Genomic DNA, 16,385 nt, shown 5'->3' on the forward strand with positions numbered 1-16,385 from the left:
GCGACATGTACGCAGCACCGCCGAGAAAGAAATTCGAAGTCTTCGCTTCCGTTCCTGATCGATTCCACGTCAAGGCCAAGAACTCGACGTGGGTCAGCGTCCAGTTGCACGGCGCCGAAACGCCCGCCTTCCTCGAAGGACCGTCCTTCGACGCGCAAGGGAACCTGTGGGTGGTCGACATTCCCTGGGGCCGCCTGTTCAGGATCGATCCGCACGGCCGCATGAGCTGCGAGCTGGAATACGACGGCGAACCGAACGGCCTGGTCTTCCATCCCGATGGCCGCGCCTTCATCGCCGACAACAAGATCGGGCTGATGGTGTTCGATCCGCAAAGCGGCAAGGTCGAGCCGTACCTCGATCGCGCACTGGTGCAGCGGTTCAAGGGGCTCAACGACCTGACCTTCGCATCGAACGGTGACCTGTACTTCACCGACCAGGGCCAGACCGGGCTGCACGATCCCACGGGCCGTGTCTATCGACTCACAGCCGATGGACGACTGGATTGCCTGCTCTCGAATGTGCCGAGCCCGAACGGGCTGGTGCTCAATCTGCACGAGGACGTGCTGTTCGTCGCCGTCACGCGCGCCAATGCAATCTGGCGCGTGCCGCTGGTCAAGCAGCACGGGCTGGTGACGAAGGTCGGCACGCACATCCAGCTCTCGGGCGGCGGCGGGCCGGACGGGCTTGCGCTCGATGAAAGCGGCGGCATCGCGATCTGTCACGTCGGACTCGGTGCGGTGTGGGTCTTCGACGATGTCGGCCAGCCAACGCTGCGGCTCGATTCGCCGGTGGGTCGCATGACGACGAACTGCGCGTATGGCGGACCCGGGCGCAAGCAACTCTTCGTGACGGCAGGCACGCACGTGCTCGTGGCCGATGTGGATGTCGCGGGCGCACCGACGCAGGCACAGCGCGAGAGGGCGAACGCATGACCGTCAGAGTGGAGAAGTGCCTCAGCATCCGCGATCTCCAGCAGCAGGCTCGGCGCTACCTGCCGCGCGTCATCTATGACTACCTGGAAGGCGGTGCGGACGATGAAGCGTGCCTTTCGAGAAACGAAGACCGCATCCGTGCCCACACGCTGCGCCCGCGCTACCTGGTCGACATCGGAACGCGCTCGCAGGAAGTGGCCGTGTTCGGCCGCACCTATGCATCGCCGTTCGGCATCGGACCGATGGGCATGCTGGGCATGGTGCGTCACGGCGGCGACCTGATGCTGGCGGAAGTCGCGCATCGCAACGGCCTGCCCTTCGTTCTCTCGGGCGCTAGCAATGCATCGACCGAAGCGGTGGCGGCGAAGGCACCCGGCAGTTGGCTCAACTACTACCCGTGCAAGAGCGACGAGATCGAGCGCGACCTGCTGAAGCGCGCGGCCGATTCGGGGATCGAGACGCTCGTGGTCACCGTCGACGTGCCGCTGCATGCCAAGCGCGAGCGCAACATGCGAAGCGGCTGGGTGCGGCCGTACAAGCCGACGCCCGCGGTAATCGCCGAATCGCTGCGTCATCCGGCCTGGGTGGCGAGCTATCTGCGCCACGGCCTGCCGGTGATGGAGAACATCCGGCCCTATGCGCCACGCGGCACGAGCGCGCGCGACCTGACGAGCTTCTACGCATCGCAGGTGCCCACGCGGCACCAGTGGGGCCTGGTCGGTCGACTGCGCGAACAGTGGAAGGGCAACCTGGTGCTCAAGGGCATCCTGGCCCCGGAGGACGCCGAAGCCGCAGCCGCCGCTGGCGTGGACGGCGTCATCGTCTCCAACCACGGCGGGCGCCAGCTCGACCGCAGCGTTGCGGCCATCGATGCCTTGCCCGAAGTCGTCGCCGCGGTGGGTCATCGGATGGTGGTCATGTTCGACAGTGGCATCCGGCGCGGATCGGACATCGCGGTTGCGTTGAGCCTCGGCGCGAGGCTCTGTTTCGTGGGGCGCGCTGCGGCCTATGGCCTTGCTGGCTACGGTTTGGCTGGTGCTCAGCGCGCGATCGAGATCCTGCGCGGCGAGCTGGACCTCACGCTGGGGCAGATCGGCTGTCCGCGTGCGGCGGAGCTCGGCCCGAACTGCCTGTGGGAGCGCCGCGCGTCTGACGCCGTTCCGGTCCGCGTGCCTGCACGCCGAAGCGCCGCAGAGCTGGTGTCATGAGGGCGATCGACAGAGCGCGCGTGACCTCGCTCGACGAACTTGATCTCGGTGCGTACATCCGTCCCGGCGACGGCATCCTGTTCGGCCAAGGCACGGGCGAACCGCTGAGCCTCACGGAGCGGCTCGTGCAGCAGCGCGCGAGCTATAGCGGCGCTGGGGTCTTCTTCTGCACCACCGTGTTTTCCAACACGTTCGAAGCAGCGCATGCGGATCATCTGCGGTTCAGTGGCATCGGCGGCATCGGCACGCTCCGCAAGCTGGTGGCGGCCGGAAAGCTCGACCCCATGCCGTGTCACTTCTCGTCGATCGGTCCGATGCTCGAAAGCGGCGACATCCGCTCGGATGTGGTGATGCTGCAGGTCAGCCCGCCCAATGAGCGCGGCGAGCACAGCTTCGGACTTGTGAACGACCACCTCCGCACTGCGATGCGCAAGGCACGCGTCGTGATCGCGGAGGTGAACAGCCAGGTGCCGTGGACGCCGTGCGACGAGCCGTTGCGCGCTTCAGAGATCACGATCGCGGTCCATACCGATCGCGCGCCGCTGGAACTTCCTCCGGCGCGATTCGGCGATGTCGAGCGCCGCATTGCCGCGCATCTGGCGGATGCGATTCCTGATCGCGCGACGCTCCAGATTGGCATCGGCGCGATTCCGGAGGCGATCGTCGCGATGCTCGCGGACCGGCGCGACCTCGGCGTGCACTCCGGGATGATCGGCGACTCGGTGGTCGATCTCATGCAGGCGGGTGCGATCAGCAACGCACACAAGGGTATCGACGCAGGCGTGACTGTCACCGGCATGCTCTTCGGCACGCAGCGTCTCTATCGGTTTGCCGATCGCAATTCGCAGATCCGCCTGTGCCATGCAAGCCACACGCATGACCCTGCGACGCTCGCGCGCGTGCGTCGACTGGTGTCCGTCAATTCCGCGCTGGAAGTGGATCTGACGGGACAAGTCAACGCCGAAGCCATCGGCCGTGATCACATCGGCGCTGTCGCTGGTCAGGTCGACTTCGTCCGCGCGGCGTCGCAGTCGCCGGATGGCGTGTCGATCATCGCGTTGCCTTCCACGGGCAAAGGTGGCGCATCGAAGGTGGTGAGCCGCCTTTCGGGACCGGTGACGACTGCCCGCAGCGATGTCGACGTGATCGCCACCGAGCACGGGATGGCAAGGCTTCGAGGCCTGTCGATACGGCAGCGCGTGAAGGCGATGGTGTCCATCGCCGCGCCGGAGCATCGCGACGCATTGATGCGAGAGGCGCGCGAACTGTTCGGTCCGTTCTAAGACTACTGAAGAGGCAGACATGCAAACAGGAGACAAGTTTTCGCGGCGTCAACTCATGCGAACGGGCCTTGCGGCCGCGATCGCAGCGCCGCTGCCGCAGATCGTCAGCGCGCAGGACGCGAGGCCGACGCGGCCGGTCACGCTGGTCTGCCCCTATCCGGCAGGCGGGCTGGGCGATTCCACCGCACGCACGTTGGCGAAGGGCCTGGGCGAACTCTGGAAGGTACCCGTGGTGGTCGACAACAAGAGCGGAGCCACCGGCATGATCGGCGCCGCCACCGTGGCAAAAGGGCCGGGCGACGGCACGCTGCTGCTGTGCATGCTGCCGGAGGCACTTTCGGTCGCCAAGGCGCTGAACGCTCCGCTCGGCTTCGAAGTGATCACCGATCTGCAGCCCGTGGCGCTTTCGGTGGTCAGCGGCTGCGTGCTCGGCGTCAATGCCAAAGGCCGCTTCCGGAGCTACCAGGATCTGGTCGACCATGCGCGCGCCAACCCCGGCAGCCTCAATTTCGGTGTGCAAGGAACGGGCAGTGCGTTCCACCTGGCGGCCGAACGCTGGGCACTGGCCGAGAACATCCGGATCACCACCGTGCCGTACAAGGGCGGCGCGCCGGCGCTCACCGATCTGCTTGGGGGACAGCTCGATGCCATGTTCCTCGCGACCTCGCTGGGCCTGCCGTACTTCCAGAGCAAGCAGCTGCGGCCCGTCGCCATCGCGAGCCGGGAACGCATCGAAGACTTGCGCGACGTCCGCACATTGATCGAACTCGGTCTGCCGGACTTCGAAGTGCCGATCACGCTGGGCGTATTCGCTCCGGGCGCGACGCCGCAGCCGCGCGTGCAAGCCCTCAACAAGGACATGCGCCAGGTCATGCATGAGACGGAGGCGCGTACCTGGATGCAGAAGAACCTCGTCAGCACCACCGAGTTGAGTGACGTGGCATTCCGGGAGCGCATGGTGCGAGAGATCGCCGTGTTCACCGAAGTGGCTGCACGTTCGAACATCAAGCTCAGTTGATCCCGCAGCACGACCCCGCCCCAGCGAATGACAACTCAAGACTTCAAGAACCGCCTGGCCGCAGGATTGCCGGTGTTTGCCGTGAATCCTGGTGGCCGCAACGCGGACACCATCGCATCCCTGGCCCGCTACGGCGTGCATGCAGCATTCATCGATTGCGAACGCTCGGGCATCGGACTCGACGCCGCGGCTGAACTGCTGTTCGCCGCCCGTGCGGCAGGGCTGCCGTCGATCGTGCGCACGCACTCGGCTGACCCGGCAGAAATGGTCCGCTTCCTGGACCGCGGCGCCGATGGCCTCGTCGTGCCGCACTGCGACTCAGTGGCCGATGCGACCGCGGCCGTGGACCTGATTCGCTTTGCCTGCGGCAAGAACGCGGATCAGAAGGTGCTGATCGTGCAGATCGAGACGAAGAACGCCGTGGAAAACCTCGAGGCGATTACAGGGGTGCCGGGCATCGATGCCTTCCTGATCGGGCCCAACGACCTCGCATGGGACGTGTGCGGCGAGCGCGGCGCGAAGAATGCGCAGATGACGAAGATCGTCGACGACGTCTGCCGGCGGCTCCGGGCCATGGGCAAGCGCTACGGCATGCCAGGGCCGATGGCAGAACTGCCGCAGTTCCGCGACCGCGGCTGCACGCTCGTGTACTACGCCATGGACTGGCTCATCGAGGCCGGCATGCGCGAGCTGCGAGGTGCGTTCGATCCTGCCTGACGTTCATGAGGTGAGGGGGGCTCCATCAGGCGAACCTGTATCGTTGCGCCGATGAACACGCCAACAGACATCGCCGGACAGCCCAAGATCGACTGCCACTGTCACGTCTTCGATCCCGACCGCTTTCCCTATTCGGCCGACGCGGCCTACCACCCGTCGGGGGGCGAGACTGGCACGGCACGGTACTTCGAAGAGGTCCTGGACGTGCATGGCATTTGTCATGCGCTCCTCGTGCAACCCAACTCGGGCTACAACGCCGACAACAGTTGCATGCTCGATGCGATCCGGCAGGGCAAGGGCCGCTTCAAGGGCGTCGCGATCGTTTCGTCCGATGCGTCGGTGTCGCAACTGCAGGACCTCCGGGCGCAAGGGATCGTCGGCGTCGCGCACAACTTCGCGATGCTGGGTGAGGCCTTCTACGATGCATATGACGCGATGTGGGATCGGCTGGCGCAGCTCGACATGTTCGTTCAGGTGCAGGTGCGCGACGACCAGATGGCCCGGCTCGGTGCAAGGCTGCGGGGTTGCGGCGCGCGCATCCTGGTGGATCACCACGGCCGTCCCGATGTGCGGGCCGGTGTTGGCGGCGCGGGCTTCCAGGCGCTGCTCGGGCTCGCGGAAACATCGCGCGCCTACGTCAAACTCTCGGGGTACGACAAGTTCTCGCTCGAGCCGTTTCCCTTCGACGACGTGCTGCCGTTCAGTCAGGCGCTTCTCGCGCACTTCGGGCCGGAGCACTGTCTGTGGGCGTCGGACTGGCCGCATCTGCGGGCCGTTCGCCGTCTGGACTACGGACCCTTGCTTGCGCTCTTCAAGAAGCTCGTCCCCGATGAGGATGCGCGCGCATCGATCCTGTATCGAACGCCTCTGCGTGTCTTCGGATTCGGCGGCGAATGATCCCGCGAGGGTGCGGATTCAGCGCTCCAGCGCGCCTCCGGCGAGCCAGGCGGCTCCGCGCTGATACAGGTCCTGGACGGCGTCACCCTTGAGCATGGGCATGTCCATCTTGACCGTGTAGCCGATGCGCGTCTGGATCAATGCGAGGTGGCGATAGCCTTCGGGCATCGTGGCGAGTGCAGTCTGGTCGAGCGCCACGGTGGCCGACGGGTCGACCGGGTCGATACGGTCCTTCTCGTAGATCGGCTGGCGATGCAGCAGCTTCCATTGGCCTTCGTGCCGTACGACGAAGTCGTAGAAGCGCCCGGTGCACACGACGTCGCACAACACGCCGTCCACTTCGCCGCGTTGCGAGATCGTCATCTTGGTTTGCGCGATAGCGCGATCGCCCGCGATGTCGATCGCCGAGCCGCCAAGGAAGTGAAGAATGCTCACGCCCTTGGCCCAGCCTTCCTTGGTGACGCGGATGAAGTCCGCGAAGGGGCCCTGGAACCAGGTCGCCATCATCACGCCGTCCGGATGCCAGACGGTTGCGAAACGATCCCAGTCGCCCGCGTCGCGCCAGACGGCCCAGCGCTCGATCATCTGGCGGATTTCAAGTTCGTTCTTCAGTGTTTCGTTCATGGCGGTCGTCTCCTGGAGAGGAATCGTACAGTCCATGGGAATGCCGAAGAGCGGCGCAGCCGTGCTCAGGTCACCGGCGCCGGATTGAAGAGCACCAGGGCGTTGTGCAGCTTCCACTGCTCGGCCCAGGTCTTCTTCCTGCCGCTGGCAACGTCCAGCATGAGGCGGAACAGCTCCCAGCCCACCTCCTCGATGGAGACTTCGCCATCGGCGATGCGACCTGCGTTCACATCCATCAGGTCGTGCCAGCGCCGCGCCAGGTCGCTGCGCGTGGCCACCTTGATCACCGGCACTTCCGCCAGACCATAGGGCGTGCCCCGGCCCGTGGTGAACACATGCAGGTTGATGCCGGCAGCCACCTGCAGCGTGCCGCAGATGAAATCGCTGGCCGGCGTAGCCGCGTAGATCAGCCCTTTCTGCTTGACCTTCTCGCCCGGCGAGATCACCCCCGAGATCGGCGCGCTGCCGGACTTCACGATCGAGCCCATCGCCTTCTCCACGATGTTGGAGAGCCCGCCCTTCTTGTTGCCCGGCGTGGTGTTGGCGCTGCGGTCCACCCGGCCCTTGTCCAGGTAGGCGTCGTACCAGGCCATCTCGCGGATCATGGCGTCGGCCACTTCCGGCGTTGTGGCGCGCGAGGTGAGCTGGTCGATGCCGTCGCGCACCTCGGTGACCTCGGAGAACATCACCGTCGCGCCCGCGCGCACCAGCAGGTCGGTGCAAAAGCCCACGGCCGGGTTGGCCGTGACGCCGGAGAACGCATCGCTGCCGCCGCACTGCACGCCCACCACGAGCTCGCTGGCGGGCACCGTCTCGCGCTGGCGGGTGTTCAGGCGCTCCAGGTGCTCCTCGGCCTGCCGCATGATCGACTCGATCATCGACATGAAGCCCACATGGGCGTCGTCCTGCAGGCAGACCACGTCGAGCTTGCTGTCGGCGCTCTCGCCCACGTCCGCGACGTTGCGCTCGTCGATGAGAGGGATGGTCCCCGGCGGCAGCAGGCGCTCGGGCTGCAGCTTCTCGCAGCCCAGGCTCACCACCATCACCTCGCCGCCGAAGTTGGGGTTCAGGCTGATGTTGCGCAGCGTGCGGATGGGCACCACCGCGTCGGGTGCGTCGATGGCCACGCCGCAGCCGTAGGTGTGCTCCAGCGCGACGACGTCGTCGACGTTGGGAAACCTCGGCAGCAATTCCTTCTTGATGCGATCGACGGCGAACTCGGTCACGCCGGCCACGCACTGCACGGTCTGGGTGATCGCAAGGATGTTGCGGGTGCCCACGGAGCCGTCCGGATTGCGGAAGCCCTCGAAGGTGAAGCCTTCCAGCGGGGGCATCTCGGGCGGCTTGACGGTGGCGATCGGCAGGCCTTCGAGCCCGCGCGCGGCGGGCATCTTCAGGAGGCGCTCATGCACCCAGCTGCCCGCGGCGATGTCCTTGAGGGCGAAGCCGATGGTGACGTTGTAGCGGCGCACTTCGCCGCCTTCGGGGATGTCGACGAGAGCAACCTTGTGCGCCTGGGGCACCTTCTCGCGCAGGGTCAGGCCCGAGGCGAAGGCGGTGCCTGCGGGCAGGCCGCCGTCGTTGGCCACGATCGCGACGTTGTCGCGCTCGTGCATCGTGATGTAGAGGGGCGGCCTTGCGACCGCATCGAGGCGCATGTCCATCGCGTTACTTCGCAGTAGCAGGCACCAGGGGCTGTTGCAGCGTGCGCCCTGGCGACTTGTCGCCGCTGGTGGCCAGCACCCACACGACACCGGCCGCAACCAGGTCCAGCACCGCCAGCACCACGAACAACGGGCTATAGCCGACCTGCGTGACCAGCACGCCGAAGAGCGCGGTGAATGCCGCTGCACCGAGGTAGCCGGCCATGCCGCCCATGCCGGTCGCGGTTGCCACTTCGTTCTTGCCAAACATGTCGGAGGTCAGCGAATAGAGCGCACCGGAGAGCGTCTGGTGCGCGAAGCCGCCGACGCACAACAGCGCGATCGCCACGTAGGGGCTTGCCACGAAGCCGACGCTGGCCGGGCCGATCATGCAAAGCGCACCGAAGACGAAGACCATCTTGCGCGACGTGAACAGCGACACCTTGAAGTGCTTGTGGAAGAACGGGCTGAGATAGCCGCCGAGGATGCAGCCGATGTCCGCGGCCAGGAAGGGCATCCACGCGAACATCGCGATCTCCTTCAGGTTCATGTGCCGCTCGGTCATCATGTAGAGCGGGATCCATGCATTGAAGGTCTGCCAGGCCGGCTCCGACAGGATGCGCGGCAGGCCGATCGCCCAGAAGTTGCGGCTCTTGATGATCTCGGTCCAGCGGCGCTTGGTGGCCCCGGCCTCGCTGTGCTTGGCTTCCTGACCCGACACGATGTAGTCGCGCTCGGCATCGGACAGCAGCTTCTGGTCGCGCGGATGGCGGTAAAGCGCCATCCAGACCACGCTCCAGACGATGCCCAGCACGCCGACGATCACGAAGGCCCATTGCCACTGTCCGTGCAGCAGCGCCCACACGACCAGCGGCGGCGCGAGCAGCGCGCCGATGGACGAGCCGATGTTGAACCATCCGATGGCGACCGAGCGCTCCTTGGCGGGGAACCACTCGGAGGTGGCCTTGACCCCGGCTGGAATGCCGGCTGCTTCTGTAAGGCCGAGGAGGCCGCGGAAGAACGCGAGGCTCTGCCAGCCCGTGGACCATGCGGCCGCGGCACAGGCCAGCGACCATGCGAGCGCGAAGGCGAAGAAGCCGATCTTGGTGCCGATCGTGTCGAGCAGGTAGCCGGCGACCGGCTGCATGAACGCATAGCAGAGCTGCCATGACACCACGACCCAGGCGTATTGCTCGGTGGTGATGCCGAGGTCCTTCATCAGCGTCGGCGCGGCCACCGACAGGGTGTTGCGGGCGAGGTAGTTCACGATCAGGCCGGCGGTCACCAGGCCGACCATCCACCAGCGGATGCCTTTGATCTTCATGTCGCGTTATCTCCAAGTACGTGGGTCAAGATGTCTGACCTGTGCTGTCTCCGTGCCGAATCAAAGTTGGCAGGTGCTGGTCGATCTCTTGTGCGGGCGTTAGTTGTAGGTTGTCCTACAACCAAGTTGAACTATCCGTGATCTCGGCCGCGTCAAAAATAGGGATTACCCGGAGAAAGACGGCGCATGAGGCGCCTTATTGGCGAAAGTGAATGCTCAATCACAATTAGATGTCCGATGACTAGGCTCGGGAAACCATGTACGTGGCCTGCGCAGGGGTGCTACCCACGGACCGAATCCGGCGAACTATCATCCAAAGATGTCGGACATCCCACACTCTCCGCCGGAACCGCGCGCCCAGCCGCAGTCGGCGGCAAACCCGCAAATCCCCCGGACAGGCAGAAACGGCAGGGGCCTCGCGCATGAACTGGTCTCCGCGTTCACAGGCAAGCTGCGCAGCGGGGCGATCAAGCCCGGTGAGCGGCTTCCCACCGAATCGGAAATCATGCAGGCCTTCGGCGTCAGCCGCGGCGTGGTTCGCGAGGCGCTTTCCCGATTGGGCGCAGCAGGCCTCGTGCAGACGCTCCACGGCATCGGGACCTTTGCGCTGGAGTCCAGCCCGCAGAGCCGCTTCCAGATCGAATCGCCTTCGCTGGACGGCTTGGCCGACATGCTCGACGTGCTCGAGCTGCGCGCGAGCCTCGAATCCGATGCTGCAGGGCTCGCCGCCATGCGTCGCACCGACGAGCAGTTGCGCGAGATGCGCAATGCGCTGGAGGATTTCGGGCGTCACCTGACGACGGTCGGCGATACGGTCGCGCCGGACTTCCGATTCCACTTGGCGATCTCTCAAGCAGCCGGCAACCGCTATTACGGTGAGCTGATGGGGCAGCTCGGGCTGGCCGTCATTCCGCGGACCCGGGTCTCTTCATCCTGGCTCGACATCGAGCGACGTACCGAGCATCTGCAGAAGGTGAACCAGGAGCACCAGGACATCTATGCCGCGATCGAGCGGCGCGACCCGGAGGCCGCGCGCGCTGCGATGCGAATCCATCTGGTCAACAGCCGCGAGCGCCAGCGCAAGGCTTACGCGGCCGACGCGCGCTAAGGCGCCGCCTGTTGCCCGGTCACGTTGATTTCAACGCGCCGGTTCGGCTCCAGGCAGGCGATGAGGGCGGTGCGATTGCGTGCCTTGCCCTGGGCCCTGCAGTCGGCCTCGGTGATCTTGAAGTTCGATGCACCGCGTCCCTCGGTCTGGATCACGTTGGGCGGCACGCCCATCCTCACCATCTCGTCACGTACCGCATTCGCCCGCGCCACGGAGAGGCGTTGGTTGTGTTCGGCGCTGCCGAGCGGGTCGGTATAGCCGACGATGACGATCGAGCTCGGGCGCACGTTCGCAGCCTTGAGTTCGTCGACCATGCCGTCTACACGCGTGCGGCCGCTCGGTGTCAGTTCTGCCTTGTCGAAGAAGAACGTGCCGCCGGACGCCAGCTCGAACTTCCGCACCGGCGGTGGCGGCGGCGGTGGAGGAGGCGGCGGCATGGCCACGGGTGCCGCGGGCGCAGCGGCTTGAGCCACCACTGGCGGTGGTCCAAATGGAATCTGCAGGCCGACCGTGAACAGCCAGTCCTTGTTGTGGCCCTGGTCGAAGAAGACGCCGTTCCTGTTGTTGTCGTCGTAGCGGTAGCGGATGTCGCCCACCAGGCGTCCCCAGCTGGAGAACGGCCACACGATGCCGGCGCCCACGTTGGCCATGAAGCCCGTCTTGCTCTCATTCAGGAACAGCCCGTTCATCTTGTCGTTGATCGCGCCGATGCCCCCGACCAGATACGGCTGGACACTGTTCGACTGCCAGACACGGAATCCCTGGCGGCCCAGGAAGAACCACTGCGCATCGAGCGAGGCGCTCCAGATCTTCCACTTGTCCCCGCTGAGCGGGCCATTGGACTTGCCGTCCAGTTCCTCGTACTGGGTGCGTAGTTCGATGTTCCAGGCCGGGCTGATCGGTTTGCCGATGGCGAGGCCGCCGCCCCAGCCGTTGTCGGCGTGGCGGTTGCTGTCGGCATTGATGTACGTCCCGAAGGGCGTGACGTACCAGCGGTTGTCGAAGTACTGGTCCGAGGTGTACGTCTGCGCAAGGCAGGCTGCGGTTGGAACGGCGAGCAGGCAGCAGGCCGCTAAGGTGCGTCGATCGATCATGAAAGCCTCACCTCTCAGAGTTGACGAGAGCCCCAGCCGAAGCCCCCTGGGAAGGCAAAAATAGATGCGCCGCTCCGCACCGGTTGGCGCTTACGCAACCGAATGTGCCTGGCTCCCGGAAGTCGGGTACGTGTGGTTTCAGTTCTTTCAGAACGTGGGATGCGATGAGTCGCGCTCCGGCAACGCTTCCTATCGGGCTGCTTCGTTGGTTTCAGCCGTCGGTGTGGACAGCGGCACGACTTCGACGCGGGCTAGGCCGTCCGCTCTCGAGATGCCGAGTTCCCGCGCCGAGGCCGGAGAAAGATCCACGATGCGGCCCTTCACGTAGGGGCCGCGGTCCTGAATGGTGACGATCACGCTGCGGCCGTTTTCCAGGTTGGTCACCCTGGCGACGCTTCCGAGCGGCAACGTCTTGCTCGCGGCGTTGTCGTCGTTCGGGTCCATACGGGTGCCGTCCGCCATCTTTCGTCCGGCGAACTTGTCAGCGTAGAAGGATGCCTTTCCGACCTGCCGGGCTCCGCTGCGGTCCGGTCCGGGTTTGGCTGCGCTGGCGGGCTTCGGCGCGGACGGGCTCGGCGGTGCAGAGCTTCGCGCGGGTTGGCCCTCCGGCCCTGGCGCCACCGCGCAGCCGGAAAGCAGGCAGGCGACGCCGATCGCCATCGCGGTTGTGCTCCGTGAAAACGTCAGCATGCCCATGGCGACAGCGCTCCTCGCCTTAACCGTGGCGCTTGAAGTACTGCACCTCGCGCTCATGCTGCTCGGCTTGCGCGCGGGTGTCGAAAGTGCCGAGGTTGCGGCGTCGGCCGGTCTTGGCATCAACCTTGCGCGAATACAGGCGGTATTGGCCCGATGCCAGCTTGCGGATCATGGTGGCCTCTCTTCGTTCAAGAACATCCGGTGAAGAGAGCTTTGGCGCTTTGCCGCGCGCCGGGCGTCAGAAGTCGCCGATTTGGTTGGCGGATTCCTCCGAGTGGGGGTGTCGGTTCTCGGAGAACCCGACGAAATTTCGGGGGATTAGGGTTTTCCCTATGATTGCACCCATCGAACAGGAGCTTCCCATGACTGCCTTGACCTCTATCGCACTTCTTTTTCTGGTCATCGCCAATGGCGCGATGTATGCCGGTGCAATGGACGAAATGGCTGGCCTCACCGCCTCGGGACTCTCCGGTCACTGATACCGGCGCCTGTTCACCGCTTGTCTCCTCCTGTCCCTGTTGGATAGGTTCTAGCCGCGTGCAGCAATGCCCGCGGCTTTTTTCTTGCCTTCGATCTGTGAGTCCGATTCGCCGCTCAGGTCGAAAAGAAACGACTGCGACCGGAGCCTCCTCTTGTCGAAGTGGGACTCCCATGGAAACCGTCCCTTCCCGTCGGGCCAGACGACCTGCAGGTAGCGATACCTTCCGCGCGCAAGCTGGGCGGGGACCAGCAGCCTCAGACGCTCCTCGTCCGCCCAGCGGGGCATCAAGGGCATCTCCGCAGCGCCGACGATCATGACGCCTTCATGGGCCGGTTCGCCGGCTTTCACGCGCTGCGCGATGACTTCGATCACGCCCTCGGCCTGCGCTGGCGCGACGCCGAACATGATCAGGTCCGGGTGCGCGAAGTTCTTTTGCAGGCCTACCGTGTAGACGAACGTGATCGCCGCGTGGCCCGTGCCGACGCCGGCCATGGCCCAGCCTTCCTGTGCGATGCGGCGCCGGAGCGTCGCGATGACTTCGGGTTGGATGAACATCCCGCCCACCATACCGCCGTGCCGCGATGCATTCGCCGGGCATCGCGGTATCGCTCGTCACCGAAAGCAACCGGATGTCAGCCGTCTTGCGGTTCGAGCGGTGTTTCGAGGTTGAGCTGATAGAACGCCGCATCCAGCCAGCGACCGAACTTGAATCCGATCTGGGGCATCGTGCCCGAATGAACAAAGCCCAGCCGCGTGTGCAGGGCGATGCTGCCTGCGTTGGCCGCGTCGATGCATCCCACGAGAACGTGGAGCTGGGCTTCGCGCGCGCGCCGGATCAACTCGCGCAACAGCGTGTCGCCGAGTCCGCGGCCACGATGGTCGCGATGCACGTAGACGCTGTGTTCGACCGAGTACTTGTAGGCCGGAAAGGCACGAAACGTCCCCCAGCTTGCGAAGCCGAGCAGGCGACCCGAAGCGTCCACTGCGCCCACGACAGGAAAGCCGCCCGCCCGCTTGGCTGCGAACCAGGTTGCCATCGCTTCGCGCGGCCGGGGCACGTAGTCGTACAGAGCCGTCGAATTGACGATGGCGTCATTGAGGATTTCGAGAATGGCCTCGGCATGCTCGGCCTCGGTGCATTCGATCAGGCGGATCTCGTCCTGTGATTTCAAGGTACTCATTCAAACTCCTGCGGATAGTTGGGCACTGCGGCCGCCCGACGGCGCAGGCTCGCTGCAGATGGCCACGATGTAGCGCGCCGATTGCCGGGTGGGGTTGCTGTAGATCAGCGGCTGGTCGAGCTGCATCGCGAGGCAGTCGCCTTCGCGCAATTCGTGGAGCTGGCCGCCGAGCATCAGATCGATGCGGCCCTTGAGCATCCAGATCTGCTGGTGCACGACGTTCTCTCTCGGCCCGACTTCATACGCGACGCGCGCCCCAGGCGGAAAGTCCACCTCGACCAGATGCAGCGGCGATGGCCATCCCGGCGGTGAGATGTTGCGCCGCATGTAGCCGGATTCCGGATCGCGCCAGATCGGCTGCTGCGCGCGTCGCACCAGCGGCTCCATCGGCGCATCTTCACGACCGCCGCCGAAGAGGCCCGCGAGCGGAATGCCGAGGCCGGTCGCCAGCTTTTCGAGCACGACGGCTGTGGGGCTGGCGGCGGCGCGCTCGATGAGCGAGATCATCGAGCGGCTGACGCCACTGCGCGTGGCGAGCACGTCCAGGGAGTAGCCGCGTGCGGTGCGAAGCTCGCGGACACGGCGCGCGATCCGTTCGTTGACGCCGGTGTCGGTGTCGGGTGCGATTGAATCGGCCTTTTCCATCATCATGGAAATATTGTCCATGATGATGGAACGAGGCGCAAGTTGAGGCGAGGAGGGGTGAGGGTGATAAATAAAGTCGGTCGGAGACAAATAAAGACGGTCGGACGCGACAAAAAAAGTCTGTCGAGGCGATCCACGAGGTCCGAGGCCCAATCTTCAAATCGAAGGGCAACGCAGTAATCCATGCTATCCGGCGCAACTGAGTGCATTCAGACCACCTAAGCCTCAAGCTATGGCGGAGTGCAGAGCCTTTCCACTGAAAGGCATTCAGCCGCATAGGCACGAGCGAAGCTCTCCCACGAGTCGAATACCGCTGAGATCAATATTACGTGTAGGACGGGATGCGTCGCTGGATGCCCCGCGTAGAGGAGGCGCTCAAATCGAAGCGTCTCGATGCTGCCCCTCCTCTGAAAAAGGATTTCGAGACCTCGCACTCCACAGAGAACATTAGTCGCCGCAGAGAGGTACTTGCAGAACTTCATATGGCTCAGGCGGCCATCTTGCAGAGCGAGCTCCGTTTCAACCAAGCGCCTGCGGTAGGTCTGGGAGAGTATCTCCAGAGCGAAATGGAAGCCCTTGGGCAGGTTCCCAAGCCCGCATGCGCATCCGGCTAGCTTCTGAAAATAGGAGAGAGTCCTCTCACGAGGAGACTGCGCGCAAGGAGTGAATTTGAATGCGTGTGGAAGCAGCCAGTCGAAGCGCTTTCCTGTGTAGACCCTTCCAGATGCTTGGACAAGTAGCTCATTGTGGAGAGGGCAGATCACTGCACCTGGCCATTGGTGGTCGCGGTGCCAGTAGGCAAAGCAGCATCCTTCTGCATCTTCCTTCATACATCTCCGGCATGCCTTAAGCGGGTTTGATGTGCACAGTGACGTGTGTCGCAAGCCGAATATCGCCTTCCCACTTGCAACTGACTGGCCTCGTGCCGACGCAACTGCTGTCAGTGCTCGGCTTGCTGACATGAGAGGCAAAAAGTATGGAAGGAGCGTACGTTCGAAGATCAGACTAGAAGGACTTCCCAAAACGCCAGCTGTCTGGCTTACGAGAAGATCAATATGGGCGGGAAGGTCGTGAGCTATGCCAAGGCCACTCTGTCCAAAGAGTTCAAGACTCGTATCTTCTGGCCGCACGTTTCCGCTCAAGCGGTGATGCCGGCTGAGTAGGCTGTACAAGGTTTCGTCGGGTTGCCAGATTGCAGTGACGTTGGCCCTGTCTGAGATGTGGGGTGCGCTAGTCAACGAAAGGGACCTCCTCGAGTCGGTGGGGCAGGACTTCTTCCTGGACCAACTGACATGACTAACTGCGGTGCCACCGTCTCGCACGCCACACGCGATGAGTTCTTCTTGTGCAGTGATCGGATACGGCCAAGCGTGCTAGAAGAAGAGCAATCCGCCGCTAGGGGAGTCCTCCTGTCGTTCGCATGTGAGGAGAGCCTTCCATGCAGGAGATGCGCTGCAGTACCTTTTTTGGCCTCGTCAAGCGGCGAAAAGCACAGGTGCGAACAGAGCGGCGAGGGTGGGGTGGTGCTACTTCC

The 16,385-nt window shown here is 64.5% G+C and carries 17 protein-coding genes; 7 read left to right on the forward strand and 10 right to left on the reverse strand.

Annotated elements, in window-relative coordinates:
- Positions 1–5 precede the first annotated feature (5 nt).
- Genes FHW64_RS26600 through FHW64_RS26625 form a run of 6 tightly spaced genes read left to right on the forward strand, consistent with a single transcriptional unit; the run spans position 6 to position 6,055 of the window.
- Complete coding sequence (locus tag FHW64_RS26600) at positions 6–932, forward strand: SMP-30/gluconolactonase/LRE family protein (RefSeq protein ID WP_184531242.1); 927 nt, start codon at positions 6–8, stop codon at positions 930–932.
- Positions 929–2,140: an alpha-hydroxy acid oxidase gene (locus FHW64_RS26605; RefSeq protein ID WP_184531243.1), complete on the forward strand. Its 1,212-nt coding sequence runs from the start codon at positions 929–931 to the stop codon at positions 2,138–2,140. Before FHW64_RS26600 ends, FHW64_RS26605 begins: the two co-directional genes overlap by 4 nt.
- Entirely contained in the window at positions 2,137–3,423 is a 1,287-nt protein-coding gene (locus FHW64_RS26610) for an acetyl-CoA hydrolase/transferase family protein (RefSeq protein WP_184531244.1), read from the forward strand. The genes FHW64_RS26605 and FHW64_RS26610 overlap by 4 nt, the downstream gene beginning before the upstream one ends.
- Before the next feature lie 55 nt (positions 3,424–3,478).
- Complete coding sequence (locus tag FHW64_RS26615) at positions 3,479–4,441, forward strand: tripartite tricarboxylate transporter substrate binding protein (protein ID WP_184531245.1); 963 nt, start codon at positions 3,479–3,481, stop codon at positions 4,439–4,441.
- Positions 4,442–4,468: 27 nt separating this feature from the next.
- Complete coding sequence (locus FHW64_RS26620) at positions 4,469–5,158, forward strand: aldolase/citrate lyase family protein (RefSeq protein WP_184531246.1); 690 nt, start codon at positions 4,469–4,471, stop codon at positions 5,156–5,158.
- Between the two features lie 51 nt (positions 5,159–5,209).
- Positions 5,210–6,055, forward strand: coding sequence for an amidohydrolase (locus FHW64_RS26625; protein ID WP_184531247.1), 846 nt, complete (start codon positions 5,210–5,212; stop codon positions 6,053–6,055).
- An 18-nt stretch (positions 6,056–6,073) separates the two neighbouring features.
- Here FHW64_RS26625 and FHW64_RS26630 read toward each other — a convergent pair whose 3' ends face one another.
- From FHW64_RS26630 to FHW64_RS26640, 3 genes are all read right to left on the reverse strand, one after another.
- Complete coding sequence (locus tag FHW64_RS26630; protein WP_184531248.1) at positions 6,074–6,679, reverse strand: nuclear transport factor 2 family protein; 606 nt, start codon at positions 6,677–6,679, stop codon at positions 6,074–6,076.
- Between the two features lie 65 nt (positions 6,680–6,744).
- Positions 6,745–8,343, reverse strand: a complete 1,599-nt coding sequence (garD, locus tag FHW64_RS26635) for a galactarate dehydratase (protein ID WP_260306379.1) — start codon at positions 8,341–8,343, stop codon at positions 6,745–6,747.
- A 4-nt stretch (positions 8,344–8,347) separates the two neighbouring features.
- Entirely contained in the window at positions 8,348–9,646 is a 1,299-nt protein-coding gene (locus FHW64_RS26640; RefSeq protein WP_184531249.1) for an MFS transporter, read from the reverse strand.
- Between the two features lie 319 nt (positions 9,647–9,965).
- On the opposite strand from FHW64_RS26640, the gene FHW64_RS26645 reads away from it, so the two are divergent.
- Entirely contained in the window at positions 9,966–10,754 is a 789-nt protein-coding gene (locus tag FHW64_RS26645) for a FadR/GntR family transcriptional regulator (RefSeq protein WP_184531250.1), read from the forward strand.
- Here FHW64_RS26645 and FHW64_RS26650 read toward each other — a convergent pair.
- The 7 genes from FHW64_RS26650 to FHW64_RS34890 form a co-directional block, all read right to left on the reverse strand.
- Positions 10,751–11,848, reverse strand: coding sequence for an OmpA family protein (locus tag FHW64_RS26650; RefSeq protein ID WP_184531251.1), 1,098 nt, complete (start codon positions 11,846–11,848; stop codon positions 10,751–10,753). The two genes, FHW64_RS26645 and FHW64_RS26650, sit on opposite strands and share 4 nt — an antisense overlap.
- A gap of 189 nt (positions 11,849–12,037) precedes the next feature.
- On the reverse strand, positions 12,038–12,544 hold the full coding sequence (locus FHW64_RS26655) for a septal ring lytic transglycosylase RlpA family protein (protein WP_260306380.1): 507 nt from the start codon (positions 12,542–12,544) through the stop codon (positions 12,038–12,040).
- Between the two features lie 19 nt (positions 12,545–12,563).
- Positions 12,564–12,716 (reverse strand): hypothetical protein, encoded by a 153-nt coding sequence (locus FHW64_RS26660; RefSeq protein ID WP_184531252.1) that lies wholly within the window; start codon positions 12,714–12,716, stop codon positions 12,564–12,566.
- A gap of 357 nt (positions 12,717–13,073) precedes the next feature.
- On the reverse strand, positions 13,074–13,580 hold the full coding sequence (locus tag FHW64_RS26665; RefSeq protein ID WP_184531253.1) for a DUF4262 domain-containing protein: 507 nt from the start codon (positions 13,578–13,580) through the stop codon (positions 13,074–13,076).
- A 77-nt stretch (positions 13,581–13,657) separates the two neighbouring features.
- Complete coding sequence (locus FHW64_RS26670) at positions 13,658–14,206, reverse strand: GNAT family N-acetyltransferase (RefSeq protein WP_184531254.1); 549 nt, start codon at positions 14,204–14,206, stop codon at positions 13,658–13,660.
- Complete coding sequence (locus tag FHW64_RS26675) at positions 14,207–14,851, reverse strand: helix-turn-helix domain-containing protein (RefSeq protein ID WP_184531508.1); 645 nt, start codon at positions 14,849–14,851, stop codon at positions 14,207–14,209.
- Positions 14,852–15,081: 230 nt separating this feature from the next.
- A complete protein-coding gene (locus FHW64_RS34890) occupies positions 15,082–16,173 on the reverse strand; it encodes a TniQ family protein (protein WP_409350648.1) in 1,092 nt (363 codons plus the stop codon).
- Between the last annotated feature and the right edge of the window lie 212 nt (positions 16,174–16,385).

Origin of the sequence: Variovorax sp. Sphag1AA (assembly GCF_014192575.1) — a bacterium.
Taxonomy (GTDB): domain Bacteria; phylum Pseudomonadota; class Gammaproteobacteria; order Burkholderiales; family Burkholderiaceae_C; genus Variovorax.

Bases quoted from the DNA above. Each gene is read 5' to 3' on its own strand.
- FHW64_RS26665 (WP_184531253.1), bottom strand. From the start codon at position 13,580: ATGTTCATCCAACCCGAAGTCATCGCGACGCTCCGGCGCCGCATCGCA.
- FHW64_RS26600 (WP_184531242.1), top strand. From the start codon at position 6: ATGTACGCAGCACCGCCGAGAAAGAAATTCGAAGTCTTCGCTTCCGTT.
- FHW64_RS26675 (WP_184531508.1), bottom strand. From the start codon at position 14,851: ATGGAAAAGGCCGATTCAATCGCACCCGACACCGACACCGGCGTCAAC.
- FHW64_RS26620 (WP_184531246.1), top strand. From the start codon at position 4,469: ATGACAACTCAAGACTTCAAGAACCGCCTGGCCGCAGGATTGCCGGTG.
- FHW64_RS26670 (WP_184531254.1), bottom strand. From the start codon at position 14,206: ATGAGTACCTTGAAATCACAGGACGAGATCCGCCTGATCGAATGCACC.
- FHW64_RS26655 (WP_260306380.1), bottom strand. From the start codon at position 12,544: ATGGGCATGCTGACGTTTTCACGGAGCACAACCGCGATGGCGATCGGC.
- FHW64_RS26610 (WP_184531244.1), top strand. From the start codon at position 2,137: ATGAGGGCGATCGACAGAGCGCGCGTGACCTCGCTCGACGAACTTGAT.
- FHW64_RS26630 (WP_184531248.1), bottom strand. From the start codon at position 6,679: ATGAACGAAACACTGAAGAACGAACTTGAAATCCGCCAGATGATCGAG.
- FHW64_RS26625 (WP_184531247.1), top strand. From the start codon at position 5,210: ATGAACACGCCAACAGACATCGCCGGACAGCCCAAGATCGACTGCCAC.
- FHW64_RS26605 (WP_184531243.1), top strand. From the start codon at position 929: ATGACCGTCAGAGTGGAGAAGTGCCTCAGCATCCGCGATCTCCAGCAG.
- FHW64_RS26660 (WP_184531252.1), bottom strand. From the start codon at position 12,716: ATGATCCGCAAGCTGGCATCGGGCCAATACCGCCTGTATTCGCGCAAG.
- FHW64_RS26615 (WP_184531245.1), top strand. From the start codon at position 3,479: ATGCGAACGGGCCTTGCGGCCGCGATCGCAGCGCCGCTGCCGCAGATC.
- FHW64_RS26645 (WP_184531250.1), top strand. From the start codon at position 9,966: ATGTCGGACATCCCACACTCTCCGCCGGAACCGCGCGCCCAGCCGCAG.
- garD (WP_260306379.1), bottom strand. From the start codon at position 8,343: ATGGACATGCGCCTCGATGCGGTCGCAAGGCCGCCCCTCTACATCACG.
- FHW64_RS26640 (WP_184531249.1), bottom strand. From the start codon at position 9,646: ATGAAGATCAAAGGCATCCGCTGGTGGATGGTCGGCCTGGTGACCGCC.
- FHW64_RS26650 (WP_184531251.1), bottom strand. From the start codon at position 11,848: ATGATCGATCGACGCACCTTAGCGGCCTGCTGCCTGCTCGCCGTTCCA.